Source organism: Lentzea sp. NPDC051208, assembly GCF_040682435.1.
GTDB classification, from domain to species: domain Bacteria; phylum Actinomycetota; class Actinomycetes; order Mycobacteriales; family Pseudonocardiaceae; genus Lentzea; species Lentzea kristufekii.
This window is the reverse complement of the sequence record NZ_JBFBAW010000001.1, coordinates 905383-932071: the sequence shown is the minus strand read 5'-3', so window position 1 is coordinate 932071 and position 26689 is coordinate 905383. Positions and strand designations below refer to the sequence as shown.

The following is a 26689-nucleotide window of genomic DNA, read 5'->3' as shown; positions in this document are numbered from 1 at the left end:
GCGTGAGGCAGAACTAACAGCCACCCCGGCGTGCATGTCCATACATTGTCGTGCATAATTACCTACGTGTCCAAGGTGCTCACTTCACTTCCGGCCGGCGAACGCGTCGGCATCGCCTTCTCAGGTGGTCTCGACACCTCCGTCGCGGTCGCGTGGATGCGTGAGAAGGGCGCTGTGCCCTGCACGTACACCGCGGACATCGGCCAGTACGACGAGCCCGAGATCGAGACCGTCCCCGGTCGCGCGGGCACGTACGGTGCCGAGATCGCGCGTCTCGTCGACTGCCGTTCCGCGCTCGTCGAGGAAGGTCTCGCGGCGCTGGCCTGCGGCGCGTTCCACATCCGGTCCGGTGGCCGCGCGTACTTCAACACGACGCCGCTCGGGCGGGCCGTCACGGGCACCATGCTCGTGCGCGCCATGCTCGACGACGACGTGCAGATTTGGGGTGACGGCTCCACCTACAAGGGCAACGACATCGAGCGGTTCTACCGCTACGGCCTGCTCGCGAACCCGTCGCTGCGGATCTACAAGCCGTGGCTCGACGCCGCGTTCGTGACGGAGCTCGGCGGCCGCAAGGAGATGTCCGAGTGGCTGCTGGAGCGTGACCTGCCCTACCGCTCGTCGGTGGAGAAGGCGTACTCGACCGACGCGAACATCTGGGGCGCGACGCACGAGGCCAAGTCGCTCGAACTGCTCAACGAGGGCATCGAGATCGTCGAGCCGATCATGGGCGTCAAGTTCTGGGACCCGTCGGTCGAGATCGCGACCGAGGACGTCACCATCGGCTTCGACCAGGGCCGTCCGGTCACGATCAACGGCAAGGAGTTCGGCGACGCCGTCGACCTCGTGCTGGAGGCCAACGCCATCGGCGGCCGCCACGGTCTCGGCATGTCCGACCAGATCGAGAACCGCATCATCGAGGCCAAGAGCCGCGGCATCTACGAGGCGCCGGGCATGGCGTTGCTCTTCATCGCCTACGACCGCCTCGTGAACGCCATCCACAACGAGGACACCGTCGCGGCGTACCACAACGAGGGCCGCAAGCTCGGCAGGTTGCTGTACGAGGGCCGCTGGCTCGACCCGCAGTCGCTGATGCTGCGCGAGTCGCTGCAGCGCTGGGTCGGCGCCGCGGTCACCGGCGAGGTCACGCTGCGGCTGCGCAGGGGCGACGACTACTCGATCCTCGACACGTCCGGCCCGGCGTTCAGCTACCACCCGGACAAGCTGTCGATGGAGCGCACCGAGGACTCGGCGTTCGGCCCGGTCGACCGCATCGGCCAGCTGACCATGCGCAACCTCGACATCGCGGACTCGCGCGCCAAGCTGGAGCTCTTCGCGAGCCTCGGCATGGTCGGCACCCGCCAGTCGGCGCTCATCTCGGCCCAGCCGGAGCCGACCCAGCTGATCGGCGACGTGCCGGACGGCGGCGCGGAGGCCATCGCCTCGCGCGGTGAGGTCTCGGAGGCCGACGAGCTGCTCGACGCGGCGGCCATGGAGTTCGGCACGGACTGACGGCACGGGGTGGGCGGGGTCGGCCCGCCCACCCCTGCCGGCGTCAGGTCTGCGGCCACATCGAGTAGATGACGTTGTCCTCGTCGGCGCACACGACCTGGGGCAGGAGTCCTTCAGCGACCTGGTTGCACGACATCGATCCGATCTTGATCGGTGGCAGTCCGGTCTTCGGCTCCAGGCGTTCGGCGTAGTAGTCGAACAGCACCGCCCCGGCCTGGTCGCAGTTCAGCCTGCCCTTCGGGGTCTCCACCACGACGGCCAGCATCGGCTTGCTGAGGGCTCCGAGGAACAGCTTGTCGCAGTACCGCGAGGGCAGGCTCTCGTACTGCTCGGGCGGCACCCCGTTCAGGGCGGTGGCCGCGGCGGACGTGGTGGTGGTCGCCGGCTGAGTCGTCGTGGTCGTCGGAGTGGTGGGCGACTCGGAGTCCGAACGGGAACCGGACCCGGTGACTTCCGGGGTGCAGCCCGCCGCGAGGACGGCGAGGAGCACGGCTGTGATCGAGAACCTCATGCCTGCGGGGTCGGTGCCGGGCTCGTTGTCGTTACCCCGCTAGTCTTCCGGCTCGTGTCGACCGAGGCTGAGCGGGCCAGGCCCGCCGTGCTGCTGAACCCGCTCGAAGGCGACCCGACGGACGCCGACAGCCACATCGGTGGCCCGATGCTGTGGCCGATCGACGAGCCGTGGCCCGTGTGCGACGGCACCGCCCACGACCCCGCGAGCGGCGCCGAGCCGTTCGTCGGCGCCGTGCAGCTCTACCGGCGCGACTTCCCGGAGCTGCCGTTCCCGGACGGCGCCGATGTGCTCCAGGTGTTCCTCTGCACGCTGCACCACGACCTCCCGCACGCCTACGGCCCGGACGTGCGGCTGGTGTGGCGCGACTCCACGACGGTGTTCGAGCTGGTCGAGGAGGAGCCCGAGCCGTCGGTGCAGGAGGAGGACTACGTCCCCACGGTCAACGTGCTCGAGCCGATCCGGTTCACCGAGCACGAGTCGAAGATCTCCGGTGGCACGAAGATCGGCGGCTGGACGCCGTGGTGGCAGAGCGGTCCTGTTGAGTTCAAGTGCCCGGAATGCGGTGCGGCACAACGTCAGACGCTGTCGCTCGCGACCCACGAACCGTCCGGCGACGACGTGGAGTGGGTGTTCGGCCGCGAGGGCAACCTGAACGTCCTCACGTGCACCGAGGACGTCAGGCACCCGATCGAAGTGCACGTCGACTGAGCGCAGCCACGCCCGCCAGCAGCACCAGCAGGAAACCGGCGAACCACGTCATCACCGTCGTCGGGGCGAGGAACCGCGTCGCCAGCCCGATCGACAGCGACGGCACGCTCAGGCCGAGATAGGCGATGAAGAACAGCGTCGCCAACGCCTCCCCGCGCTTCTCCGGTGCTGCCATCGAGGAGACCGCGCCGATCGACGCCTTGAACTGCACGCCCGCGCCCACGCCCGCGATCGCGCCACCGGCGAGGAACAACGGGAAGCTCGTCGCGGACATCCCGGCGACGACGAGCAGGATGCCGAGAGCCTGTCCGCCCAGACCGAGCGTGCGCTTCGCGGTCGGAGTGAGTCCACCGGTCACGGTCTGCGCGAGCGCCGCGCCACCGAACACGAGGAACACCACGAGCCCGGCCAGCAGGCGCGACGGGTGGTGCAGCTCGCCCGCCACGAAGCCCGGCGAGACGGACGTGAACACACCGAACACCGCGAACGCGGCGAACGCCCCCAGTGCCGCGGCGAAATAGCCCGTGCGGTCGCCGTGATCGGCGCTGATCCGTTGTGGACGGTACGGGACCTGCTTGCGCACCACTGTTTCCGGCGTGAGGGCGACCGCGGCGATGCTCACCACGAGCAGCACGGCCAGCACGACGTACGGGGTGCTCAGCGGTGAGGGCGCGTACTGCGCGAGCACGCCCGCGACCAGTGCGCCGACGCCGAGGCCGCCGATGTTCGCGGCGGTCGACACGATCTCGAACCGGCGTGGGGAGGCACCGGGACGGTGCCGGGCGTGCAGGTCGTAGAGGTACGCGGTGGCGGTCGCGGCGATCATGCCGACGCCCAGGCCGTTGACCACGCGGGCGACGATCAGGACCGGCAGCGACGTGCTGGTCAGGAAGAGCAGCGCGGAGACGATCTCCAGGCCCAGCGCGGGGATGAGGACGGTCTTGCGGCCGGCCCAGTCCGAGACGTGCCCCGCCAGCACGAGGCTGATCACCACACCGACGGCGAAGGCGGCGAACACGATGGTGATCGCGAACGTCGAGAAGCCCTCGCGGGCGACGTAGAGCGGGAACAGCGGCGCGGGGACGGTCGAGTACGCCATCGCGACGAGGAACGTGCCGGCGACGGCCCAGAAACCGCGCGCGTGCCGCACGCTGGCGGCGGGGCGCTCGGTGGCCGGCGAATCGAGGAGCAACGACATGCCACCACGTTGCGGGCCAGCAAGCATCTCGTCCAACGAAAGTTGGAGCTGGGCATCATCACTTCCTGAGATACTCGCTGGTGTGGACCTTCGTCAGCTCGAGTACTTCGTCGCGGTCGCGGAAGAGAGCAGCTTCACCCGTGCCGCCGCCCGCGTGCACGTCGTGCAGTCCGCCGTCTCGGCCGCGATCAAGACCCTCGAACGCGAGCTGGGCGCGGCGCTGCTCGACCGCAACTCCCAGCGCGTCCTGCTCACCGACGCGGGGGAGGCGCTGCTGCCGAAGGCTCAGGCGGTCCTGGACGCCGCCACCGAAGCGAGGGACGCGGTGGCCCAGGTCAAGGGCGGGTTGAAGGGCACCGTGCGGATCGGCACGCTGACCGCGATGACCCTCATCGACCTGCCCGGGCTCCTCGGCGAGTTCCACCGCCGCCACCCCGGGGTGCTGGTGCGCACGAGTGCGGCGACCGCGGGGTCGGCGGGCCTGGTCGAGCAGTTGCTGGACCGCAGGCTCGACCTCGCCTTCGTGTCGTTGCCGGGCGAGTTGCCGGACGGCATCGTCCTCGACGAGCTGGCCCACTCGGTCATGGACCTGGTCGTGCCGGACGACCACCCGCTCGCCGCCAGGGCCGGGGTGTCGATCGCAGACCTCGCCGGCATGGACTTCATCGACTCACCGCTGGGCTACGGCAACCGGGCGGTGGCCGACCGGGCGTTCGCCGCCTGCGCCGTGCCCCGGCGGGTGACCCTGGAGATGTCCGACATCTTCACCGGCGTCGACTACGTCCGCAACGGACTGGGCATCGCGCTGCTGCCGAGCTACGTCCTCGGCGACGCGCAGGGCGTCACCACGCTCAAGGTCACGGGCGCCGACCTGCGCTGGCCCATCGGGCTGGCGAGACCGGCGGACCGCGCCCCGGCCGCGGCGGCCAGGGCGTTGATCGCTGTGGTGCACGAGTTCCTCGACCGCTAGCGCGTGCAGGTGAAGCTCGACGCGCTGTCCGGATCGCCTGCGCGGTAACGGGGCCAGCCCGGGTACTCGAGGTGCTCCGCCGACAGCCGGATGTTGAGGGAGTGCAGCACCCGCTTGGTGATCGGCACCGCGAGGTACAGCTCCAGGTGGCGCCGTGTGTTGGTCGCGAACGTGGCGACGCGGGCACCGGCCGGCACGCCGAGCGAGTCGAGTGCGGTGGCGAGGCGCCGGGTCTGCTCGGCCACCTCGGCGTACGTGACGCGCTCGACCCCGGCCGTCACGACCTGCTTGTGCGCGTACAGCCGCTCGGCGCGCTCCAGAACGTGCGCGAGGGTGAGCGGCCGGGGTTGCATCAGCCCGTCCATGGAAGATCACCCTAAGTGAGCTTCCCGGCGGGCGAGAGGGCAGAACCTTCCACTCATTTCCCTGGTCTGGCAGCGCTTCCTCACACCGCGCGATAGGCGTCGCACGCCAGCGTGATCAGGTCGGTCAGGTGGCGGGGCGGCTGGTCCTTCCACCACGCCAGCCACACCGCGATCGGCGGCGCGTCCACCACGGCCCGGTAGGCCACGCCGGGACGGGGGTTCAGGCTCGCGGTCGCCTCCGACGTCATGCCGACGGCCTGCCCGGCGGCGATCAACGTCAGCCACTCGTCGACGCTGCGGGTGCTGCGCACGACGGCGGGAGCCTTGCCGGGCTGCCACAGGTCCAGGGTGGTCGTCCCGGTCCGGTCGTCCACCGCGAGCGAGTAGCGGGCGAGGTCGGCGAGCTTCAGCGAACGCTTGCGCGCCAACGGGTTGTCCGTCGCGACCACGCCGTAGCGCCGCTCGGTGCCGAGCAGCGCCGTCTCGAACCGCGCGTCGTCGAGTGCCTTGCGCACGACCGCGACGTCGGCCATGCCCTCCGCGAGCCCGGCGGTCAGCGAGTTCGACTGCACGAACACCAGCGGCAGCCCCGGATGCGTTGCGGCCCAGGCCTTCTGCACGCGCCGGGTGTGCTTGCCGAGTGCCGACCAGGCGTAGCCGATCCGCAGTTCGGTCAGCGACTGCGACGCGATCCGGTGCAGGTGGGCGACCTCGTCCAGCACGCGCCGGGCGCCGTCGAGCACCTGGGTGCCCACGGCGGTGAGCGCGACGTGCCGGGTGGAGCGTTGCAGCAGCCGCACGCCGAGCGCTGTCTCCAGTGCGGCGACCGAACGGGACACCGACGCCTGGGTCAGGTCGAGTTCCTTTGCCGCGTCGGTGAACGTGCCGGCGTCGACCACCGCCACGAACGCCCGCAGGTGCCGCAGATCCATACGTGCAGCGTATAGCTGACGCGGCTGATGCATTTCCCGCATCAAAGCCGGGACCGCAGGCTGGGTGGCATGAAGAGCCTCGGTGGATTCGCCACGATGACCGCGAGCGCGGCCAGCAACCAGATCGGCGCCGCCGTGGGCGCGCACGCGTTCGCCACCATCGGTCCGGCCGGTGTCGTGGCGGTGCGCCAGTTCGTGGCCGCCGCGGTGCTGCTCCCGATGGCCCGGCCGAACCTGCGAAGATTCACCTGGGCGCAGTGGTGGCCGACGATCGCGCTCGGTCTCGTGTTCGCCACCATGAACCTCAGCCTCTACATGGCGATCGACCGCATCGGCCTCGGCCTCGCCGTCACGCTGGAGGTGCTCGGGCCGCTCGGTGTCGCGCTGGCCGGCTCACGCACGCGCCAGGACTTCCTGTTCGTGCTGATCGCCGCCGTCGGCGTGTACGTGCTGGTGCTGCCGGGTCCCAGCAGTGACTACCTCGGGGTCGGGCTCGGCCTGCTCGCCGCGGGCTGCTGGGCCGCGTACATTTTGCTCAACCGCCTGGTCGGCGCCCGGCTGCCCGGCCTGCAGGCGCCCGCCGTCACGACCGCGATGTCGGCGACGCTCTACGTCCCGGTCGCGGTGCTGCTGGTGGTGCACGGGAAGCTGACCGGGATGTCGATCCTGTACGCGGTCGGCGCGGGCGTGTTCTGCAGCGTCGTGCCCTACGCCGTCGACGTGATCGCGTTGCGGAAGGTGCCCGCGCGCCTGTTCGGGCTGGCGATGAGCGTGCACCCGGTGCTGGCGGCACTGGCGGGGCTCGTGGTGCTGGGGGAGACGCTCGAGCTCCACCACTGGGCTGGAATCTTGCTCGTGGTCACCGCCAACGCACTCGCGGTGACTTGCTCGAAGTGGTCTGGATCACCTACCGTCAAACCCGAAATGTGAATCCAATTCACTTAGCGGGGTGCTCATGCGGACGAAAGTCTTGACGGTGGTCGCCGCACTCGTCGGTGCGGCGCTGGTCAGCGGCCCGTTCGCGTGGGCCGAACCCGAGCCGTACCTGGTGGGCCGGGGCATCTCCGACGTCACCGGCCCGGCCGCCGAGAACGGCATGATGGGCTACTCCAAGTTCGACCAGAAGACGACGGGCATCCACCAGCGGCTGCGGTCGCGGGCCTACGTCGTGGTCGACCGCGCCACGAACAAGCGCGTCGCGTACGTCAACGCCGACCTCGCGATGATCTTCCGCGCGGTCCAGGAGGGCGTGCTCACCAAGCTGCAGGCGAAGTACGGCAGCACCTACACGCGCGACAACCTGCTGCTCTCCGCCACGCACACGCACAGCGGCCCCGGCGGGCAGTCGCACAACCTCGCCTACAACCTGTCGATCCTCGGCATGCAGCCGCAGGCGCTGGCCGCCGTGGTCGACGGCATCGCCGAGTCGGTCGTCGAGGCGCACGAGGACGTGAAGCCCGGCTCGATCAGCCTCGGCATCGGCGAGCTCACGAACGCGTCGGTCAACCGCTCGCGCGTCGCGTTCGACCGCAACCCCGACAAGGGTGCCTTCCCGGCCGGCATCGACCCGCAGATGACCGTGCTGAAGTTCAAGCAGGGCACCGAGAACGTCGGCGCGATCAGCTGGTTCGCCACGCACAACACGTCGATCACCAACGCCAACACGCTGATCAGCCCGGACAACAAGGGATACGCGGCGTACCAGTGGGAGCACGACGACGAAGGCGTGCGGTACCTGGACGACACCGCGGACTTCGTGGCGGCGTTCCCGAACACCAACGCCGGCGACATGTCGCCGAACCTCAACCTGAAGCCCGGCTCCGGCCCCACCGAGAACGAGTGGGAGAACGCCCGGATCATCGGCGAGCGCCAGAACCGCAAGGCGCAGGAGGTCTACCGCGGCCCGCAGTCCGCGATCACGGGCGGCGTCGACTCGCGGATGCGGTTCGTGGACATGTCGGCCGTGCGGGTCGAGGGCCGCTACACCGACACCGGTCAGCCCGGCACGACGTGCTCCGGCGTCGTCGGCGCGTCCACGATCGCGGGCAGCATCGAGGACGGCCCGGCGATCCCCGGCTTCTCCGAGGGCATGCAGTCGCCGTGGAAGAAGCTCTTCGAGCCGTTGCAGATGGAGGTTCCGCAGTGGCTGCGGGACTGCCAGTTCCCCAAGGCGTCCCTGGTGCCGACGGGTCTGATCGGCGCCACGCCGAACATCGTGCCGCTGCAGATCGTCCGCATCGGACAGTTCCACCTCGTCGCGGTGCCCGGTGAGGTCACGATCACCGCGGGCCTGCGCATCCGCAAGGCGGTGGCCGCCGAGGCCGGTGTGCCGCTGCGGAACGTGCTGATCCAGGGCTACGCCAACGACTACAGCCAGTACGTCACCACGCCGGAGGAGTACGACTCGCAGCAGTACGAGGGCGGCTCGACGCTGTTCGGCCGCAACACGACCCCGGCCTACCAGCAGGAGTTCGCCAAGCTCGCCGCGTCGATGAGGGCGGGGACCACCCTGCCCGCCGGCCCGAACCCCGGCAAGCCGCCGTTCACCGACATCAACCTGCAGACCGGTGTCGTGCTCGACGACAAGCCCGCGGACAAGAGGTACGGCGACGTCCTGATCGCGCCCAAGGCGTCCTACGGTCGCGGCGAGACCGTCACCTCGGTGTTCGTCACCGGCCACCCGAAGAACAACCTGCACCGCAACCACACCTTCCTGGAGGTGCAGCGGCAGGTGAACGGCCAGTGGACGCGCGTCGCCGACGACGGCGACTGGTCGACGCGCTACAAGTGGGAACGGGTCGGCATCGCCTTCTCCAACGCCACGATCACCTGGCAGATCCCGGCGGACACCCCCGCCGGCACCTACCGGATCGTGCACCACGGCGACGAGAAGAGCGGCTGGACCGGCAAGATCACCGGCTTCACCGGCGCCACGACAACCTTCACCGTCGGCTAGGCCGAGTGACGGCCCCTGCCCCGTTCGGGCAGGGGCCGTCCTTTATTCCCGAAGCCGATGAGGTTGTGATTACGTTGTGCACGATTTAATCGCGCACTAGCTTTATGGCATCACCCCGGAACGCCAGGAGGAAGCCATGAAGCGCCCCGTTCTCGAACCCGCCGCCGCCGAGTTCGCCGCCGCCACCGCCACGCCGCCGTTCCTGTTCGAGATCGCCCCGGAGGAGGGCCGCAAGGCCGTCGACGAGGTGCAGTCGGGTGCGGTGGACAAGCCCGAGATCGACGAGCAGTGGGTCGAGCTGGACGGCTTCAAGGTCCGCGTGGTCAAGCCCGCCGGTGTTGAAGGTCAGCTCCCGGTCATCCTCTACATCCACGGCGCCGGCTGGGTCTTCGGCAACGCCCACACCCACGACCGCCTGGTCCGCGAGCTCGCCGTCGGTGCCGGCGCCGCCGTCGTCTTCCCCGAGTACTCGCTCTCGCCCGAGGCCCGCTACCCGGTCGCGATCAACCAGAACTACGCCACCGCGCAGTGGATCCAGAGCAACGGCGCCGAGCACGGCCTCGACATCTCCCGCGTCGCGGTGGCCGGTGACTCGGTCGGCGGCAACATGGCCGCCGCGCTGACGTTGCAGGCCAAGGAACGCGGCGACATCGCGCTGAAGGCCCAGGTGCTCTTCTACCCGGTGACCGACGCGTCCTTCGACACCGACTCGTACCTGCAGTTCGCCGAGGGCTACTTCCTGCGCCGCGACGGCATGCAGTGGTTCTGGGACCAGTACACGACGAACCCGGTCGAGCGCGCCGAGATCACCGCGTCCCCGTTGCGCGCCACCAGGGAGCAGCTCGCCGGCCTGCCGCAGGCACTCGTGATCACCGCGGAGGCCGACGTGCTGCGCGACGAGGGCGAGGCCTACGCCGACAAGCTGCGCGAGGCCGGCGTGCCCGTCACCGCCGTCCGGTACGCCGGTGCGATCCACGACTTCGTGATGCTGAACGCGTTGCGCGGCACGCACGCCGCCGAGGCCGCGATCAACCAGGCCGTCGCGTTCCTCCGCGAGGCGCTCCAGAAGTAGGCACCGGTTCCCGGCCCCGTTCCCCGAGTGGAGCGGGGCCGAACGGCGTCAGGAGAACCACGGCACGACCACGAGCACCACCAGCGCTGCAGTCGCCGCGACGAGCAGGACCAGCCCGGTCAGCACGAGCGCGACCCGAGGCCACCGCACGCCGGCTCGTTCGTCCTCGTGGGGCGCACTGCCCACCTGGGCGGGGAACTGGCCGGTCGCCGGGCCGGGGGCTGCCGGGGCGTCGTAATTGATCATGCTTCGGCCCACCACCGGCCACGGCGCCGGGCCGATCTCGGCGGAACCACCTGTTTCATCGGGTTTCTCGGCCATCACGGCCACCCCTTCATCTGAGCGAGCTGCACAGACCACGCCGACACCTCGACGAGCAGGAGCACGAGGGCGGCCACGAAGCACCACTGCAGCTTGCGGAGCTTCTTCTCGTTGGCGTCGAGCCACTGTTCGAAGTCGGCCGCGAGATGCCGTCGCATCGAGTCGAGGTCGTGCCCGAGGTCGACCGCACCCAGCAGCCGTGACGCGCTGGACAGGAACGTCCACCGCCAGACCGGCGCGCAGATCACCAGTGCGAGGACGAGGACGCCGGTCATCGCGGTGATCGCGACGACCGTGGCCGCGCCCCAGCGAGGGGACTGCAACGCCGTGCCCACGAACGAGGAGCTGACGAGAGCCGCGCCCGCGGTCAGCAGCGTGACCCGCGAGCGGAGGTTGTCGAGGGCGCCCTGCTGGTAGCTCAGCGCCCGCAGGGACTCCGAGAACACCAGTTCGAGCCGTCTGTCCGGCTCTCCGCTCTCCACCGGCCCATCATCCGCCGATCGGCGCAGCGCAGCGTGACCCGAACGGGTGGTCAGCCGCTCCGGGTGCTGGTGACGTGGAACGGCGTGCCCTGCTGGCACGTCGTCATCCCACCGGGATCAGCCCGCCCGGTCACCTCCACCTCGGCGCCCGCCACCGCGATCGCGGGGTCGGCGCCGAGCAGCAGGTAGTGCTGGCCACCGCTGGTCAGAAGAGTGCAGCCGGACTCGACGCCGCCCGAGACGGTGCCCCGCAGCGTCGTCACGACCGGCTCCAGCGCCCGCGACGGCGTGGGCAGCGGAGGCGGCGTGGTCGCGGCCGACAGCGGAGTCGACGACGGTGGCAACGGCGCGGGAATGCTCGGCGTGGACGTGTCGGTGGTGGGAGTGCTCGACGCAGGCGTCTGTGGCGGCGGCACTTGGCCGCACGACGCCAGCACCAGGCACAGCAGCGCGGCCGCTAACCGGCGCATGTCACGTCACCTCCGATGAACCACGGCGACCGGGCACGGCGCGTGGTGGAGCACAGCGTGGCTGACTGAACCCAGAATTGCACGCCTCATCGCGCCACGGCCGTGACTGCCGACCGCGATCAGGGCCGCGCCATCGGCCGCCTGGAGCAATGCGCGGGCGGGAGCGTCGAACGCGACCTCCTGTGCCACGTGCACATCAGGCCAGCGCGCGGCGTGGGGGGCCAGGTGTTCGTCCAGCACCTTGGCCAGGTCGACGCGGACGTGGTCGAAGTCCTGCTCGGGCAGTTCGGCCCAGCCGACGTCGTTCCACGCGTGGATGGCGAGCAGGTCGCGGCCGTGGTGGGCGGCGTGCTCGAAGGCGAACGCGATCGCGTCCGTGGAGGTCTCGGAGCCGTCGACGCCGACGACCACACGGCCGTCACGGGGGCCGGAACGGGTCACGATCACCGGGCGCCCGCCCGTCGCCACGAGCTCGATGGCGGTGGAGCCCAGGAACATCTCCGCGATGCCCGTGCGACCCGAGGAGCCGAGCACGAGCAGGTCGCCGGGTTCGGCGGCGAGAACGTCGGCCGGACGGCCGATGCGCACGTGCGTGGCCACCGCGAGGTCCGGCCAGTTCTGCCTGATCTCGGCCGCGAGCTCGGTGAGGTGGTCCTCGGCTGCCCTGGACATCGTCTCCTCGGTGACGAACTCCGGCACCGGGATGGACATCGGTGTGAAGACGGGCTCCGGCAGGGGAGCGCGTACGGCGTGCACGACCTGCAGAGCCGCACCACGGCGGGAAGCTTCCTCGGCACCGAAGTGCACCGCGCGCCGGGCAAGGTCGGAACCGTCGAATCCCACAACGACCGTGGACATGAGACCACCTCCGACCGGGGCATACCCGATCGGAGGTGGTTTCAAATGCGATCTAGTTGATCACGAACTGCGAGCCCGGTTCGATGGTGATGTCACCGTCCCGGGAGTTGGTGATGGTGACGTTCGTCAGTCGCGCCGAGCCGCGGGCCTGGGCCATCGCGAGGATGCCGGAGCCGTTGTTGGACTTGTCGATGCGGACGTTGGTGATCTGGACGTCCGGCATGCCGCTGCCGCCGCCCTTGAACTGGATCCCGTCGTAGGTGGAGTCCAGGATCTCGGTGTCGCGGATGACGACGCCGGGGATCGGCAGGTTCTGCGAGAACAGCGTGATGGCGCCGAACTCCTGCGCCTCACCCCAGAACGCGCCACCCGTGCGGTGCAGGGCGTTGTTGGCGAGCGTCGTCGTCCCGCCGAACGGCAGCGGGTCGTGGTCGGTCGCCAGCATGATGCCCGGGTAGTTGGCCGTGTCGGAGATGATGTTGTTCTCCGCTCGGTTGTTCGACCCGCCGTAGATCGCGATTCCGTTGGCACGCCACGGCAACGCGATCGTGTTGTTGAGGAAGGCGTTGCCGCTGCCGGCATCCAGGTTCTGGTCCTTCACGTACTTCGACGCCCACACCGCGAGTGCGTCGTCGCCCGTGGTGCGGAACGACGAGTTGAACACCGTGGAGTTGCGCGTGCCGTTGGTGAAGTTGATGCCGTCGGCGTACGTGTCGCGGATGCGCATGCCGCTGAACTGCAGGCCGTCACCGGGGTTCCAGAGCTCGGGCAGGTTGCTGTAGTCGCGGCCCACCCAGACACCGACGTTGGCGTGCTCGATCCACACGTTGGTGATCCTGGTGTTCTTGCCGAACCGGCCGTTGAGGCCGACGCCGCCCTCCGCGTTGCCGTCACCGCCGCGGATCCGGCCGGAGCCGAAGATCGCGATGTCGGAGATCTGCGTGTTGTCGTCGATGTCGAACCCGAAGTTGCCCTCGTGCGGGTGGTTGATCGTGCCCGCGTCCTGCGGCTGGATCAGGCTGAACAGCTGCGAGTGCCACATGCCCGCGCCGCGGATGGTGGCGTTGCGGATGCCGACCTGGTTGTGGCCGCCGCTGCCGGACTGGGTCAGGATCTTCTTCTCCTGGCGGAACCTGCCCTCCGGGATCCAGACGCACGGGATCTGGCCGGTCTGGTCGGCCGTGACCGCGCGCTGGATCGCGTCGGCGTCGTCGGTCTGGTCGTTCGGCGTGGCGCCGTACTGCGTGATCGAGACGCAGTCCGCGGGCTTCTGCGCGGCCGGCGCGACCTGCTCCAGGTCGATCAGGTCGATGACGTAGAACTGGGCGCTGTCACCGGAATCGCGCTGCAGCTTGAACTTGGTGCCCGCCGGGTAGCTGGAGGCCAGCAGCTGGGAGGTCTCGTCGAACAGCCTGCGGGCGTCGCCACCCGGACGGTTCGTGAGGCCCTCGGGGTCGTCGGTCGTGCCGTAGAGCCAGCTGTGGCGCGAGGACAGGGTCAGCTTCTGCACGAACTGGTCGTTCGCGTAGAGGCTGATCGTCGCCTCCTGGCCACCGCCCGCGGCGGCGTCCGGGATCGAGTTGCGCACGACGATCGAGTTGGTGCTGACCGTCGAGGTGATCTCCACGAACTGGCCCTGCGCGTCGAGGCGCACCGACTTGCGGCCCGAGGACTCGGACCCGAAGTTGGTGTGCCCGAACGTGCGCTCCGCGTCGGCCTGCAGCAGCGTGCCCTGGTACCGGCCCGCTTCCGCCTCGTAGCTCGTGAACGGCACGGACGCGCCCCGTCCGACCACAACGGACTGGGTCGCGGTGTTGTTGTTCTCGTTGGTCTCCGCGACCTGGCCGGTGGCGTCCGCCGTCGCGGTGGCCGTGGCACCGCCGTTGGTGGCGGTCCAGGTGCCGACGTTGACCGTGACGGTCTGACCGGCGTTGATCGCTCCGGTGTTGGCGTTGAGCGTGCTGCCGCCGACGGCCACGCGGGTCACCGAAGCGCCCGCCGCCGACGTGCCGCGGTTGGTGACCTGCACCGCGAACGTCACCTGCTGGCCCGCCGCCGGGGACGACGGGTTCGGCGTGACACCGGCGATCTGCAGGTCCGGTCCCGGTGCCTGGCCGACGACCAGGGGAGAGCCGGCGGTGAAGGTGTTGTTGCCCTCGTTGGTCTCCGCGACCTGGTTGGCCGGGTCGACCGTGGCCGCGGCCGCGTAGGACCCGGCGCCCCGCCGGCCGGCGTCGACGGTGACGGTGGCCGTGGCACCGGGAGCGAGCCCGCCGACCTGGGCGGCGCCCGCGGCGGTGCCGCCGAGCGTGACGTTCAGCGTCGTCGCGCCGGACGCCACGGTGCCGCCGTTGCGCACGGTGGCGGTGAGCCTGATCGCATCGGCCTCGCTCGGGCTCGCCGGCGTCCACGTCAGGTTCGTGACGGTCAGGTCGGGCGCCGGTGCGGAGGCACCGAACACCTGGAACTCGGCGACCTGGCCGCCGGGCGCGCCGGTGTTCGAGTAGAAGTGCAGTCGCACGTCCGAGGCCCTGCCGCTCACCGGGATGGTGACGGTGTTGCCGGTGGCCGGGTCGAACCGGTAGTCGGCGCGTGCCTTCAGGGTGCCGAACGCCGACGCGCTCGCCTCACGGCCGAGCACCTCGAAGTTCTGCGTGCGCGCACCCCATGCGCCATCGGGGTTGAGCTTGACGACGACCGAGGTGACGTCCGCGTTCGAGCCCAGCTTCGCGGTCAGGTGACCGGGCAGGCCGCTGGACTCCCAGTACGTGCCGGTGTTGCCGTCGACCGCGTTGCCCGGCACGTAGGTGTGCACGTGCCCGGACTCCTCGACCGGCTTGCCCGCCGCGAGGTTGTCCCCGGGAGGCGGCGGGTCGACCGGTCCTGACTCGCCGTGCACCTCGAACTCGCTGAGCTGGGCGGCGGCCCAGCCGGTGTTCGCGGTGATCGTGACGCGCACGTACCGGGTGCTGGTGGCCGGGAAGTCCAGCGTCACCGTGTTGCCCGAGCCGGGGGAGAAGACCCGCCCGCCGGAGCCGACGATGTCGCTGAACTGCGAGCCGGTGGAACTTCCTTGCACAGCAAGCGTTTGCGTGCGCTGCTCCCAGTTCGAGGGCAGGCGCAGCACGACCTTGCTGACGCTCTTCGCGGCGCCCAGGTCGGCCTGGATCCACTGGGGGAACGCGCCGTTCGCGCTCTCCCAGTAGCTGCCCTGGTTGCCGTCACCGGCGTTGCCGGCGCCGTACGGGCCGTTGGCGCTGGACGCGGTCAGGTTCGCGGACAGCCTGACGACCGCCGCTCCTGCCGTGGGTGTCAATCCGAACAGTGCGAGGGCGCTGACGAGGGCAGCGCTCACCGCACGCCTGAATAGCGTGGTTTTCATCGACTTGTCCTTCGCGGCAGGGAAATCAGTTGATAGTGATCTTGAAGGTGGACGTCGTGTTCCTGATGTCCTGGTAGTTGTCGCTGAACCTGAGGTCGTTGAACGTGACCTCACCGACGGCCGGGCCCTGACCCTGCTCCGGCATCTCGTTGGCCCACAGGCCGAAACCGGACTTGGCGTCGAAGGCGTCACCGCTCTTGCGCGCACCGGAGATGCTCACGTTGGACAGCACCGTGTCCTGGAAGACGTTCTCGGCGGCACCGTTGTACTTCGTCTGGAACATGATTCCGCTGTACGTCGGATCGATGATCTCGACGTCGTTCATCCGGATCCCGGTGTACTTCTTGGAGGCGGAGAACATCCAGATCGCGCCGAACGTCTGCGCGCCCCAGAAGTGGCCGCCGGACCGGACGAGCGTGAGCCCGCTGAACGTCGTCGGCTCGGGCCCGAAGTCCTCCATCGGGTACCCGAAGTCGAGCGAGCTGATCGTCACGGCGGAGTAGGTGAGCGTGTCCGCCACGTAGATGTTGCGGAACGTGTTGAGCTTGCCGCCGTAGACCGCGAGACCGGCCGCGCGCCACGGGGTCAGCACCGAGAGGTTCTCGAAGACGTTGTTCTGCTGGCCGCTGCCACCGCGGTCGGTGGCGGCGAACAGCGCGAACGCGTCGTCACCGGTCGACCGGGCCTCGATGTTGGAGATCCGGTTGCCCGCCGAGCCGTTGGTCAGGTTGAGGCCGTCCGCGTACATGTCGCGGATGCGGCTGTCCCTGATGACGTTGTTGTCGACGTTGTTGCCCCAGAACAGGCACATCATGTGCTCGACCCAGATGTTCTCGATGGTCATGTTCTGCACGCCGGCGAAGTCGAACACCTTGCCCGGCCCGTTGATGCGCGCGGTGTAGTTGCCGAACACCGCGAACCCGCTGAACGTCGACCCGCTCGCGGACGACTGCGCGCTGAAGCCGATGTCGGTGTTCTCCTGCGCGAGCGGGGCCTGGAACCTCGTGAACCAGGGACCCGCGCCGACGACCCGGACGGCCTTGCCGTAAACGGTGAACTTCTGCGCCGTCTGGTAGGTGCCCGCGGGCAGGTAGACGCCGACCAGGGCGCCGGTCGTGTCCATCCGGACGCGGTCGAGCGCGTTCTGCACGTCCTGGTGGGTGAACCCGGCGGGCACGGCATAGCGCGCTGCATCAGGGTTCGCGGCGGCCGTCACCTGTTCGAAGTTCACGAAGTCGATCGCGTAGTTCGTGGTGTTGGCCGCGTCCTTCTGCAGCTTGATCTTCGTGCCCGCCGGGAACGTCGAGTTGAGCATCAGGTTCGCCTCGTCGTAGATGTGGCGCGGTCCGCCCGCTCCCGGCGAGTTGCCGGGCTCGGCCTCGTTGCCGTACTGCCACATGTACTTCGACGTCAGGTCGATGGCCTTGTGGAACTGGCCGTTGACGTAGACGTTGAGGTTCGACGTGATGCCGCCGCCCCCGGAGCTGTCCGGGATGGAGAACCGGGTGACGAGCGTGTTGGTGGGGCCGGACGTCGTGAACTCGACCGACTGACCGGTGGCGTTCAGCGTGACGGCACGGCGGCCCGACGCCTCACCGGCGAGGTCGCCGATCGTCCTGTTCGGACTGAGGACCTGCGCGCCACCGCCGACGGTGGCGTCCTCGGCCTCGACGTGCTGCCACGGCACGCTGGCACCGCGGCCGATGAACAGCGACTGCTCACTGGTGTTGTTGCCCTGCTTGGCAGGGATCTCGTTGCCGTCGTTGGCGATGACCGTGCGGACCGTGTAACGGCCGTCGGCGGCGGGCCACGTGCCGAGGTTGACCGCGGCGGTGGTGGCGCCGGCGTTGATCGTGCCGGTGTGGCTGCCGGTCAGCGTGCGCACGGTCTGGCCGCTGCTGTTGAGAATCGTGACCGTGATGCCGTGGGCGCCGGCCGCGCTGGCGATGGTGCCCTGGTTCTTGATCGCGACGCTGAACGTCGTGGTCTGGCCGCCGGCCGGGTTGCTCGGCGACCAGGACGGCACGGCCACCAGGTCGGAGCTCGGGACGGGCGTCACGACCAGCGGGTCCGGGTGGATGCGGGCGTTGTTGGTCTCGTTCTGCTCCGCGACCTTCTTGGTCTCGTCGACCTTGGCCGTGTACTCGTAGCTGCCCGAGGGACGGGCGGCGATCGTGGTGCTCACGGTGGCCTGCGCACCTGCCGCCAGGGCACCGACCGGGGCCGTGCCGACACTGGCGGTGCCGAGGAAGAACGTCACGTCGGTGGCGGCGGACGCCGCTGAACCCGCGTTGCGGACTGTCGCGTTCAGCGTGATCTGGTCGGTCTCGACGGGGCTGGCCGGCGTGATCGACGTCGTGGTGACGGTGAGGTCGGGATTCGGGGCAGGGGTGCCGACCACCTGGACCTCCGCCACCTGCGCGCCGGGGGCACCGGTGTTGGACGTGACGCGCAGCTGGAGATCGGCCACCCGCGCGGACGCGCCGATCGTGACGGTGTTGCCGGCCGCCGGGTCGAAGCGGTGGTCGCGGCCCGCGACGAGGCTCGTGAAGCCGGTGGCGTTCTGCTCGCGGCCGAGGACCTCGACGTTCTGCGTGCGGGCGCCCCAGGCCGAGTCGGGGTTGAGCTTGACCACGACCGAGCCGACGTCCGCGTTCGATCCCAGGTGGACGGTCAGCGTGCCGGGGAACCCGTTGGACTCCCAGTAGGAGCCCACGTTCCCGTCGTTGGCGTTCGCGGCGACGAAGTCGTGCACGTTGTGGTTCGCCGTCACGGGCTTGCCCTGCGCCAGGTTCGTGCCGGTGGCGCCTTCGCGCGTCACGGTGTTGCTGGCGGGGGACTGGTTGCCGGCCGCGTCCTTCGCGACGACGTGGTAGCTCACGCGCAGGCCGTCGGACTGGCTGTCGGTGTGGGTCGTGCCGGTCACCGTGGTCCGCAGCGTGCCGTTGGCGTAGACGTCGTAGGCGGTGACGCCCGTGTTGTCCGTGCTCGCGTTCCAGGTGAGCCGGATCTGCCCGGCGTGCGGCTGGGTGAGGGCGAGGTTGCCCGGCGCGGTCGGTGCCTGCGTGTCACCCCCGGTGGGGCCCTGCACCTCGAACTCGCTGAGCTGGGCCGCCGGCCAGCCGGTGTTCGCGGTGATCCGCAGCCGCACGTACCGCGTGGTGGCGGCGGTGAAGTCGATGGTGACGGTGTTGTTCGCGGACGGGGTGAACTCGTAGCCCCTGGAGGCGACGAGGTCCGTGAAGTTCTGGCCGTCGGTGCTGCTCTGGACCGCGAGGGTCTGGGTGCGGGCGCCCCAGCCGCCGGTCGGGAGCTTCAGCACGACCCGGTCCGCCTTCACGGCGGCGCCCAGATCGGCCTGGATCCACTGCGGGAACGCGTTGTTCGCGCTCTCCCAGTACGTGCCCTGGTTGCCGTCGCCGGCGTTGCCCGGCCCGTAGTTCTGGTTGGTGCTGCTCGCGCTGTACGCCGCCTGGAGGTTCGCGCTCACCGCGGCCCCGCGCACCTCGAGCTTGGCCGTGGTCTTCGTGGCACGAACGTGCCGGACCAGCGTCGGATCGACCTGGAACGTGACCTTGCCGTTCTTGAAGTCGTGTGGTCGTTCCGCGACCAGCGTCGACCAGCCTCTGCCGTCCAGGCTCGTCTGCACGGCGAACGTCTCGGTGCTGTTCTTCGGGGCGCTGAGGGTGACCTGGTCGATCCGGGTCTGTCCGGCCAGATCCAGGCTGACAGGGGCGGCCTGGGCGGCGGGGACGATGGTCAGGGTCGCCGCCGCGGTGATCAGTGCGGCTGTCGGGGCTAGCAGGGAGCGGACGCGTGTCGTCGGTGACATGGCGTGCTTGGCCCTTCTCGGTGGGGACGCGAGGGGGTGTGGCGCGCCTCACCGTAGAAGTGACTAGCAGATTACCGCAATATCTCGACGTAATTGCGCAAATTTGCGACATAGTGCTCTGAACAGGAAAGACGGGTGTTCGTTCGCGTGTCCGACCAGTGTCGCAGCGTGGGCAAGGGCGATCACCAGCGGCTGGACGGACGGCATTGCGGAAGGTTCGGGTCCGAACCTGGCGGGAAAACTGCTGGGATCCCGTTGATTCGGCTTGCGGTCGCTTGCTCCGGGCTTGCCGATCTTGCGTAAGGTTTGCGCAAGTTTCAGAGCTTGGCGAACAACCTTCTGGCTCGGTTCAGCAGATCCAGCCTGTGCTCACGCGTCCGCAGCGAGTGTCCCTCGCCGGGGTAGACGACGAGTTCGGAGTGCTTCACGGCGGCGTGCAGGAGTTCGGCTTGCTCCACCGGCACGTTCGTGTCCTCCGCACCGTGCACGATCAACATCTCGGTGCGGATCCGATCCGTGTAGGTGTGCGGACTGTGCTCGGGGCCGTCGCCCAGCGCGGCCTCGAACGCACCCCACTCACCCGTGGCGATCAGCCGCGGCCAGTCCGAGATCCCCGCGCCCACCAGCGCGGCCTTGAACCGGTCTGTCCTGGTCGTCGCCCATGCGGCCATGAACCCGCCGTGACTCCACCCGGCGATGCCCAGCCTGTTCTCGTCCGCGACTCCTTCCGCGACGAGCAGGTCGATGCCGGTTTCAATGTCGTGCCACTCCTCCTGCCCGACCTTGTGCGCGACGGCCGCGGCGAACTCGTGGCCGCGCCCCTGCCCGCCGCGCGGGTTGGGCAGGAAGGTCGCGATCCCCTGGTGCGCGAACCACTGAGCCGACGGCACCCAGTGCAACTGCAGGTCGTCGGTCCAGCGGTCGTAGGGTCCGCCGTGGACGAGCGTGACGAGGCGAAACGGCCCGTCCCGCCTGGTCTTGCCCAGTGGCAGCACCAGGAGGCCGTCGAGTTCCAGCCCGTCGTGGGCCTGATACCCGAGGCGTTCCTGGGTGCCCCAGGGGATGCCGTCGAGGTCGCGGTAGCGGGACGGCAGGTGCGATCCCCTGACGCGGGCGAGGAACCTGCCGTCGAGGCGGCGGAACTCGGTGTCCAAGCCGGTCGCGACGACCACGACCGGTGCCTCGCCGTCGTCCTGGACGAGATCGACCGGGCAGGCGGGCATGCCTTCGGTGAGGTTGCGGTGGCGCTGGTCGAAGACGGCGTTGCCACCCTGCAGGTGCGGCGGTGTCAGCGCCAGGTAGCAGACCTCGTCGCCCCACCACACCGGCGAACCGGCGTCCGCGGGCGTCGCGCCCAGGTCGGTGACGGTGCCGTCGGTCTCCACGACGTGCAGCGCGGGGTTGAGCAGGCCGGGGTCGATCTTCGGTGACGACCAGGTGATCACCGCGAGCCGGCCGTCGGGGTGCCGCGCGACCTCGGCCACGTGGCGGCCGGGGATGCTCACCCCGGTCGGCGAGGGTTTTGCGGGTGGCGGGCCGTGGGCGACGGCGATCTCGTCAGTCAGTTCCCGCACCGGGGCCCCCTTCGGTTGATCTCCAGTCAACTACAGGTCCTGCGTCGGTTCCACGACGATTCTCGTGACGGGGCGACCGGGAACGCCGGAGCCCAGGTGGTGAACGAACTCCTCGCACTGGGCCGGCGCGTTCGCTGGAACGGACCGTGCTGCGGCCGATGGACTCACGTCGAACTCGCTGGTCTGGGCCGAGTCGGTGCGCCGGCAGGGGGTAGTGCGCGAGCCGTTCGCGGCGCGCCTCTTCTTCGGACTGCTCGACGCAGGTGATCTCGGATGTCGCCTTCGTGCACGAGCGCACTCCGCGCGTGTGAAGCGGTCGACGTGGTGCTCGGGTGGAAGCGGGACATGCCCGGCGAGGGGTACACGGTGGTGCGGAGCGTCGAGGATGTGCTGGGAAGGCCCGCGCGCTCCTTCGCCTCGTGGGCTCGGGAGCACGCGGGCGCTTTCTCTAGCGGAGCAGGTACGCGTTGACGATCGTCTGCTCCACGGTCTGGCCGCTGCCGGACGCCTTGGCGCGCAAGGAGACCGACTTGGCGTCCTTCGGGTGGGCGAGCAGCACGCGGCCGGCCGTGATCTGCGTGCGCTTCCACGTCGTGCCGCCGTCGTAGGACACCTCGACGGACGTCACGCGCACCGAGTCCACCTGCGACTGCGTGGAGATCGGCACCGAGAGCATCTGGCCGGCGCGGGCGTAGCCGTCGTCGTCCAGCTGCGGGGTGAAGCGGATGACGGACAGCGGCAGCGCCGTCTGCCGGGCCGTCGTGCCGCTGCGGAACGTCCACACGCCGGACACCTCGGAGCTGAGGGCGTTGTTCCGGACGGCGGACGTTTCCAGGCGGTAGTGCGCGGTGCCCGGCTGGACGTCGAGCATCGCCCAGCCCGGTTCGGCGGTCTCGACGGCCTTCACACCGTCGCGGTACAGGGTCGTGCGAGCCTCGGTCACGGGGCCGTAGCCCTCGTTGCCCGCGTTGTCGCCGTACAGCGGCACGGTGATCCGGACGAAGTCGCCGGTGCGGAACGAGTGCGGGACGTCGCGGGCCGGGGGCAGCGCCGGACCGAACACCGGGCGGTGGAACGGTTCCACGTACGACCTGCCCGGCTTGTAGTGCCGCAGCGGGGTGACGAGCGCGCCGGCGTAGCCGGTCCCGTCGAACAGGTTGAACCTGCGCGACCAGTCACCGCCCTCGCCGCCGTAGTACTCGGTGCGTTGGCCGGGAACGAAGTTGTCCAGCGAACCGTAGGTCCAGTCGGCGCGGCCCTCGGGCGAGGAGGTGTGGCCGATCGACGCGCTCTGGCCCGGCTTGAGGGCGGGCATGTCGACCTTGACCGTCGCCAGGTCCTTCTTCGCGACGGTCTTCGTCAGGCCGTTCGGCGCGGATCCCTTCTGGTACCAGGCGAGTCCGTAGAAGTCCGGGCCCGCGGTCCAGAACGTGGCGATCTTGCCGGTGACCTCGTTCGAGTCGGGGCCTAGGCTCGCGACGCCGAGGTGGTCGATGGAACCGCCGACCGAGAAGTTGCCGATGGTGTAGCTCGTGCCGTTGACGACGCGTTCGAAACCGGTCTGCAGCAACGAGAGTTGCGCGGTGACGGGCAGCGTCACCTTGACGGGCTTGGCCTGGCGGGCGTCGAGGCTGATCGTCGTGGCGCCGGAGACGGTCAGGTTCGGGTAGTTGATGACGTCGTGGGTCCAGGCGCCGGATGACGACAGCACGCTGCCGGTCAGGAGGTAGCGGCCCTTGGCGACGCGGGCGACGCCGGTCGTGCTGTTCGGCCAGATGCGGGCGCCGGTGTCGACGTTGATCAGGAACGCGAAGGTCGACGCCGTCGTGACGCCGGACCGTTCGACACCGGTGACCTCGACGTCGTAGCTCTCCACCTCCAGGTCGGCGACGACGGCCGTGCGCAGGCCGCTCGCGACGATCGCACCGCCGAACACGCCGCCCGCGGGCTGCTTGGTGATGTCCGCGGTGACCGTGGCCGTAGCGGTGCCGCCCGCCGGAACCGTGAGCTCGGCGGGGGAGACGCTGAACAGGGTGCCGTTCGTCTCCGCGGTGAGGTCGAGCGTGACGGCCTCGGAACCCGCGTTGGAGTAGGTGATCTCCTTGGTCAGCGCGGGTTCGCCGGTGTGCGGCCACTGGTGCGTGCCGAAGCTGATGCTCGTCGGGGTGGACGTCACGTTCTGCTTGATCAGCTTGGCGACGTCAACGCGGCCGGAGCCCTGCTCGAACGGCGTGAGCTTCTCCGTCGGCGTGGTGGTGCCCGTGAGCCGCGCCTTGAGGGCGACGCCGTTCAGTTCCGGCTGCTGCTGGCGCAGGAGTGCCGCCGCGCCCGCGACGTGCGGGGTCGCCATCGAGGTGCCGTCGAGCGAGGTGTAGCCCTCGGCGACCGGCGCGCCGATCCTGCCGTCGGAGTGCAGGGCGGCGACGATGCCGACGCCGGGCGCGGTGAGGTCGGGCTTGAGCGTGCCTGCCTGCGTCGGGCCGCGGCTCGAGAACTCCGCGATGCCGTTCTGGTCGTCGACCGCGCCGACGGTCAGCGCCGCGTCGGCGGTGCCGGGTGAACCGACCGTGCGCGCGTTGGGACCGCTGTTGCCCGCGGCGATCACGAACAGCGCGCCCTTCTCGGCGCTGAGGCGGTTCACGGCCTCTTCGAGAGGTTCGACCTCGGGCGTGTCGTAGCCGCCGAGGCTCATGTTGATGATCTGCGCGCCCTGCTCGACCGCCCACTCCATGCCGGCGATGATCCCGCTGTCCTGCCCGGAACCGTTGTCGCCCAGCACCTTCACGTCGAGGATGCGCGCGTCCGGCGCGACGCCGCGGTACTTGCCACCGCTCTTCGCCCCGGTGCCCGCGACGATGGACGCGACGTGCGTGCCGTGGCCGTAGTGGTCGCCGTTGTCCGGGGAGTTCGAGAAGTTGCGCTCCCCGATTTCCCGGTCCGCGAGGTCCGGATGGGTGTCGTCGACGCCGGTGTCGAGGACGGCGACTGTGACGCCCTTGCCCGTCAGGCCCGCGGCGTACGCGGCGGGGGCGTTGATCTGGGCGACGCTGCGGTCGAGGTTCGCCTTGCGCCTGGCGTCGAGCCAGATCTTCTTCGCGCCCGACGTGGACAGCGTGCCGATGAGCGGGGTCTTGGCCGCGTCGAACGCCACGCCGTTGATGCTGCGCAGCGGGAGTCCGGACTGCGCGCTCAGGGTGCCTTCCGGGTAGGTGGCGATGACCGGCAGGGCGCCGCCGTACGTCGCGAGCTCGGTGACGTCGAAGAGGCGCTCGTCGAGCCGTCCGTCCGCGATCATCGGAATGGCGTCGTGCGGCACCACGTACTCGTGTCCCGCGACGGTGTACGTCGAGAACAGGACGCGCTCACGGCCGGGCGCGGGCTTGATCGCGCGCTGCCCGGTGAGGACCTGGTCCCCGGTGATCAGCGTGACGGTGGGCGCCGGTGCCGCGGCTGGTGGTGGAGAGGCTTGAGCCTGGCCGGCGGTGAGCAGTGCGCCGGCCAGTACGACGACTCCGAGTAAGCGCACCCGGTCCTCCGTGGGGTCTGTGAGAGCGTTCTCACAGACCGTAATGAGGTGCTCACCCCGCTGACAAGGTCTATACCAATTTCCGGCACGCTTTAACCTTTGCGCCATGACGGGCCTGCGTGAACGCAAGAAGGCGGCGACCAGGGAAGCGCTGGGTGACGCCGCCTGGAGCCTGTGCGTGGAGCACGGCCTCGACCGGGTGACGGTGGACCAGATCGCGCGAGCGGCCGGGGTGTCGCTGCGGACGTTCTTCAACTACTTCTCCTCCAAGGAGGAAGCGGTCGTCGCCGGCGACACCGCCACGGCGCTCGCGTTCGTGGAGGAGTTCGCCGCACGGCCCGCGGACGAACCGGTGCTCGTCGCGCTGCGCGAGGCCCTGCGGACGATCTACCCGCGCTACGTCGACCTCGACCGCCTCCGGCAGCTGCGCCGGCTCCGGCGCGACCCCGCGCTGCTGCCGCACGTGTTCGCCGCCTACTCCGCCCGCGAGCAGGCGCTGGCGGCGGCGATCGCGGTGCGCTGCGGCGCGGACCCCGAGGTGGACCCCTATCCGGCCGTGACGGCGTCGACGATCCTCGCGTCGATGCGCGCGGTCGTGCAGTGGTGGCTGGACACACCCCAGGCCACGGACCGGTTCGACGTCACCGAGCTGGTCGGCCGGATGATCGACCAGCTTGGTGACGGTTTCACCAGGTGACCGCGTTCACCAAATGACCGGGAGCCGGTGCACTCCGTAGATCGACATGTCGGTCCGCAACGGCACCTCGCCGGCGGGCACGGCCAGCTTCAGCGTCGGCAACCGGCGCAGCAACTCGCTGAAGCCGACCGCCATCTCCACGCGTGCCAGCTGCTGGCCGAGGCACTGGTGGATGCCGTGCCCGAACGCCACGTGGTGGCCGCGCGGCCGGTCGACCAGGAGCACGTGCGGGTCGTCGTACTGGCTGTCGTCGCGGTTGACCGCGGGCACCGACACCACGACCGTCTCGCCGGCGCGGATGGTGGCGCCGCCGATCACGACGTCCTCCTTGGCGTGCCGTGAGACGCCCGAGCTGATGATCGACAGGTACCGCAGCAGCTCCTCGACCGCGTTCTCGGTCAGCTCCGGGTCGTCACGGAGCTTCGCGAACTGGTCGGGGTGCTCCAGCAGCGCGAACGTGCCGAGCGCCAGCATGTTCGCCGTCGTCTCGTGGCCCGCGATGAGCAGCAGGTTCGCGATGCCGGTGAGCTCGTTGTCGTCGAGGTCGGTGTCGCGCACGAGCCCGGACAGCAGGTCGTCGCCGGGGCTCTGCCGCTTGGCGCGCACGAGCCCGTACATGAACTTCCGCAGCTCGGTGGTGTTCTTGATCTGCTCGTCGACCGTCGTGTTCAGGCTGAGCAGCTTGGACGTGCGGTGCTGGAACTCGTCGCGGTCGCCGTAGTCGACGCCGAGCAGCTCGCAGATCACGAGTGACGGCACGGGCAGTGCGAAGTCGTGCACGAGATCGGCCGGCGGTCCCTTCTCGATCATCGCGTCGAGCTGGGCGGTGACGATCTCGTGCACGCGCGGCGTGAGGTCCCGCATCCTGCGGACGGTGAACTGCCCGGTCAGCAGCCGGCGGTAGCGGGTGTGCTCGGGGGCGTCCATGAAGATGAACGACCCGGCCCGGCGCTCCGGCGGGAACAGCTCCGCGTGCAGCTCGGGGGAGATCAGCGCCCTCGCCCGCGGGCTGTTTATCCGGTCCGAGCTCATCTGCGGCGCGGCGAGCACCGCCCGTGCCTCGTCGTGCCCGGTGACGAGCCAGACGGTGTCGCCGTTGTGCTCGATCCGGTGGATCCGCCCGTGCCCGCTCAGCTCGACCAGCCCGGTGGCCGGGTCGAACGGGCACTTGCCGCGGTTGATGAGTTCAGCGGGCAACTGCGGGCGGATGAGCTCCTGCGCGCTGCGCTGCCGCTCGGCCGTGGACATGGCCTCTCCCTGTCTGACCCGGTGTGACCGGGCTGTGGCTCGGCGTTACATCCACGGTACCGATACTTGCGC

The 26689-nt window shown here is 69.7% G+C and carries 20 protein-coding genes; 7 read left to right on the top strand and 13 right to left on the bottom strand.

The features are described 5' to 3' along the window. Positions 1–66: 66 nt before the first annotated feature. Entirely contained in the window at positions 67–1512 is a 1446-nt protein-coding gene (gene argG / locus AB0M48_RS03950) for an argininosuccinate synthase (protein ID WP_363835791.1), read from the top strand. Between the two features lie 43 nt (positions 1513–1555). Here the strand turns inward: argG and AB0M48_RS03945 are convergent, their stop codons facing one another. Then, positions 1556–2023, bottom strand: a complete 468-nt coding sequence (locus tag AB0M48_RS03945; RefSeq protein ID WP_363835790.1) for a hypothetical protein — start codon at positions 2021–2023, stop codon at positions 1556–1558. A 54-nt stretch (positions 2024–2077) separates the two neighbouring features. Here AB0M48_RS03945 and AB0M48_RS03940 point away from each other — a divergent pair, with 54 nt between their 5' ends. Next, positions 2078–2734: a hypothetical protein gene (locus tag AB0M48_RS03940; protein ID WP_363835789.1), complete on the top strand. Its 657-nt coding sequence runs from the start codon at positions 2078–2080 to the stop codon at positions 2732–2734. Here AB0M48_RS03940 and AB0M48_RS03935 read toward each other — a convergent pair. Then, a complete protein-coding gene (locus AB0M48_RS03935) occupies positions 2703–3932 on the bottom strand; it encodes an MFS transporter (RefSeq protein ID WP_363835788.1) in 1230 nt (409 codons plus the stop codon). The two genes, AB0M48_RS03940 and AB0M48_RS03935, sit on opposite strands and share 32 nt — an antisense overlap. 82 nt (positions 3933–4014) lie before the next feature. Here AB0M48_RS03935 and AB0M48_RS03930 point away from each other — a divergent pair, with 82 nt between their 5' ends. Beyond that, complete coding sequence (locus AB0M48_RS03930) at positions 4015–4902, top strand: LysR family transcriptional regulator (protein WP_363835787.1); 888 nt, start codon at positions 4015–4017, stop codon at positions 4900–4902. Here AB0M48_RS03930 and AB0M48_RS03925 read toward each other — a convergent pair. Both AB0M48_RS03925 and AB0M48_RS03920 read right to left on the bottom strand, forming a co-directional pair. Then, complete coding sequence (locus AB0M48_RS03925) at positions 4899–5267, bottom strand: AMP-binding protein (protein ID WP_363835786.1); 369 nt, start codon at positions 5265–5267, stop codon at positions 4899–4901. The genes AB0M48_RS03930 and AB0M48_RS03925 overlap by 4 nt on opposite strands. 80 nt (positions 5268–5347) lie before the next feature. Then, entirely contained in the window at positions 5348–6199 is an 852-nt protein-coding gene (locus AB0M48_RS03920) for a LysR family transcriptional regulator (RefSeq protein ID WP_363835785.1), read from the bottom strand. A gap of 69 nt (positions 6200–6268) precedes the next feature. Here AB0M48_RS03920 and AB0M48_RS03915 point away from each other — a divergent pair, with 69 nt between their 5' ends. The 3 genes from AB0M48_RS03915 to AB0M48_RS03905 all read left to right on the top strand — a co-directional run bounded on the left by AB0M48_RS03915 (position 6269) and on the right by AB0M48_RS03905 (position 10227). Next, on the top strand, positions 6269–7129 hold the full coding sequence (locus AB0M48_RS03915; protein ID WP_363835784.1) for an EamA family transporter: 861 nt from the start codon (positions 6269–6271) through the stop codon (positions 7127–7129). Between the two features lie 25 nt (positions 7130–7154). Further along, positions 7155–9155: a neutral/alkaline ceramidase gene (locus AB0M48_RS03910; protein ID WP_363835783.1), complete on the top strand. Its 2001-nt coding sequence runs from the start codon at positions 7155–7157 to the stop codon at positions 9153–9155. 136 nt (positions 9156–9291) lie between these two features. Further along, positions 9292–10227: an alpha/beta hydrolase gene (locus AB0M48_RS03905; protein ID WP_363835782.1), complete on the top strand. Its 936-nt coding sequence runs from the start codon at positions 9292–9294 to the stop codon at positions 10225–10227. Positions 10228–10275: 48 nt separating this feature from the next. On the opposite strand, the gene AB0M48_RS03900 is transcribed toward AB0M48_RS03905, so the two are convergent. The 8 genes from AB0M48_RS03900 to AB0M48_RS03865 form a co-directional block, all read right to left on the bottom strand. After that, positions 10276–10548 (bottom strand): hypothetical protein, encoded by a 273-nt coding sequence (locus tag AB0M48_RS03900; RefSeq protein ID WP_363835780.1) that lies wholly within the window; start codon positions 10546–10548, stop codon positions 10276–10278. Continuing rightward, the gene (locus AB0M48_RS03895) at positions 10548–11030 is read right to left on the bottom strand and encodes a hypothetical protein (RefSeq protein WP_363835779.1); all 483 of its coding nucleotides are present in this window, start codon (positions 11028–11030) and stop codon (positions 10548–10550) included. Before AB0M48_RS03895 ends, AB0M48_RS03900 begins: the two co-directional genes overlap by 1 nt. A gap of 50 nt (positions 11031–11080) precedes the next feature. Then, positions 11081–11500, bottom strand: a complete 420-nt coding sequence (locus AB0M48_RS03890) for a hypothetical protein (RefSeq protein ID WP_363835778.1) — start codon at positions 11498–11500, stop codon at positions 11081–11083. 6 nt (positions 11501–11506) lie between these two features. Further along, positions 11507–12358, bottom strand: a complete 852-nt coding sequence (locus AB0M48_RS03885) for a universal stress protein (protein WP_363835777.1) — start codon at positions 12356–12358, stop codon at positions 11507–11509. A gap of 52 nt (positions 12359–12410) precedes the next feature. Further along, positions 12411–15740 (bottom strand): CARDB domain-containing protein, encoded by a 3330-nt coding sequence (locus AB0M48_RS03880; RefSeq protein WP_363835776.1) that lies wholly within the window; start codon positions 15738–15740, stop codon positions 12411–12413. A 25-nt stretch (positions 15741–15765) separates the two neighbouring features. Continuing rightward, positions 15766–19572, bottom strand: a complete 3807-nt coding sequence (locus AB0M48_RS03875; RefSeq protein WP_363835775.1) for a discoidin domain-containing protein — start codon at positions 19570–19572, stop codon at positions 15766–15768. Between the two features lie 317 nt (positions 19573–19889). After that, on the bottom strand, positions 19890–21146 hold the full coding sequence (locus tag AB0M48_RS03870; RefSeq protein WP_363835774.1) for a prolyl oligopeptidase family serine peptidase: 1257 nt from the start codon (positions 21144–21146) through the stop codon (positions 19890–19892). A gap of 448 nt (positions 21147–21594) precedes the next feature. Beyond that, positions 21595–24672, bottom strand: coding sequence for a S8 family peptidase (locus tag AB0M48_RS03865; protein ID WP_363835773.1), 3078 nt, complete (start codon positions 24670–24672; stop codon positions 21595–21597). 106 nt (positions 24673–24778) lie between these two features. Here AB0M48_RS03865 and AB0M48_RS03860 point away from each other — a divergent pair, with 106 nt between their 5' ends. Then, positions 24779–25369, top strand: a complete 591-nt coding sequence (locus AB0M48_RS03860) for a TetR/AcrR family transcriptional regulator (RefSeq protein ID WP_363835772.1) — start codon at positions 24779–24781, stop codon at positions 25367–25369. A gap of 6 nt (positions 25370–25375) precedes the next feature. On the opposite strand, the gene AB0M48_RS03855 is transcribed toward AB0M48_RS03860, so the two are convergent. Then, positions 25376–26617 (bottom strand): cytochrome P450, encoded by a 1242-nt coding sequence (locus tag AB0M48_RS03855; RefSeq protein ID WP_363835771.1) that lies wholly within the window; start codon positions 26615–26617, stop codon positions 25376–25378. Positions 26618–26689: the final 72 nt, after the last annotated feature.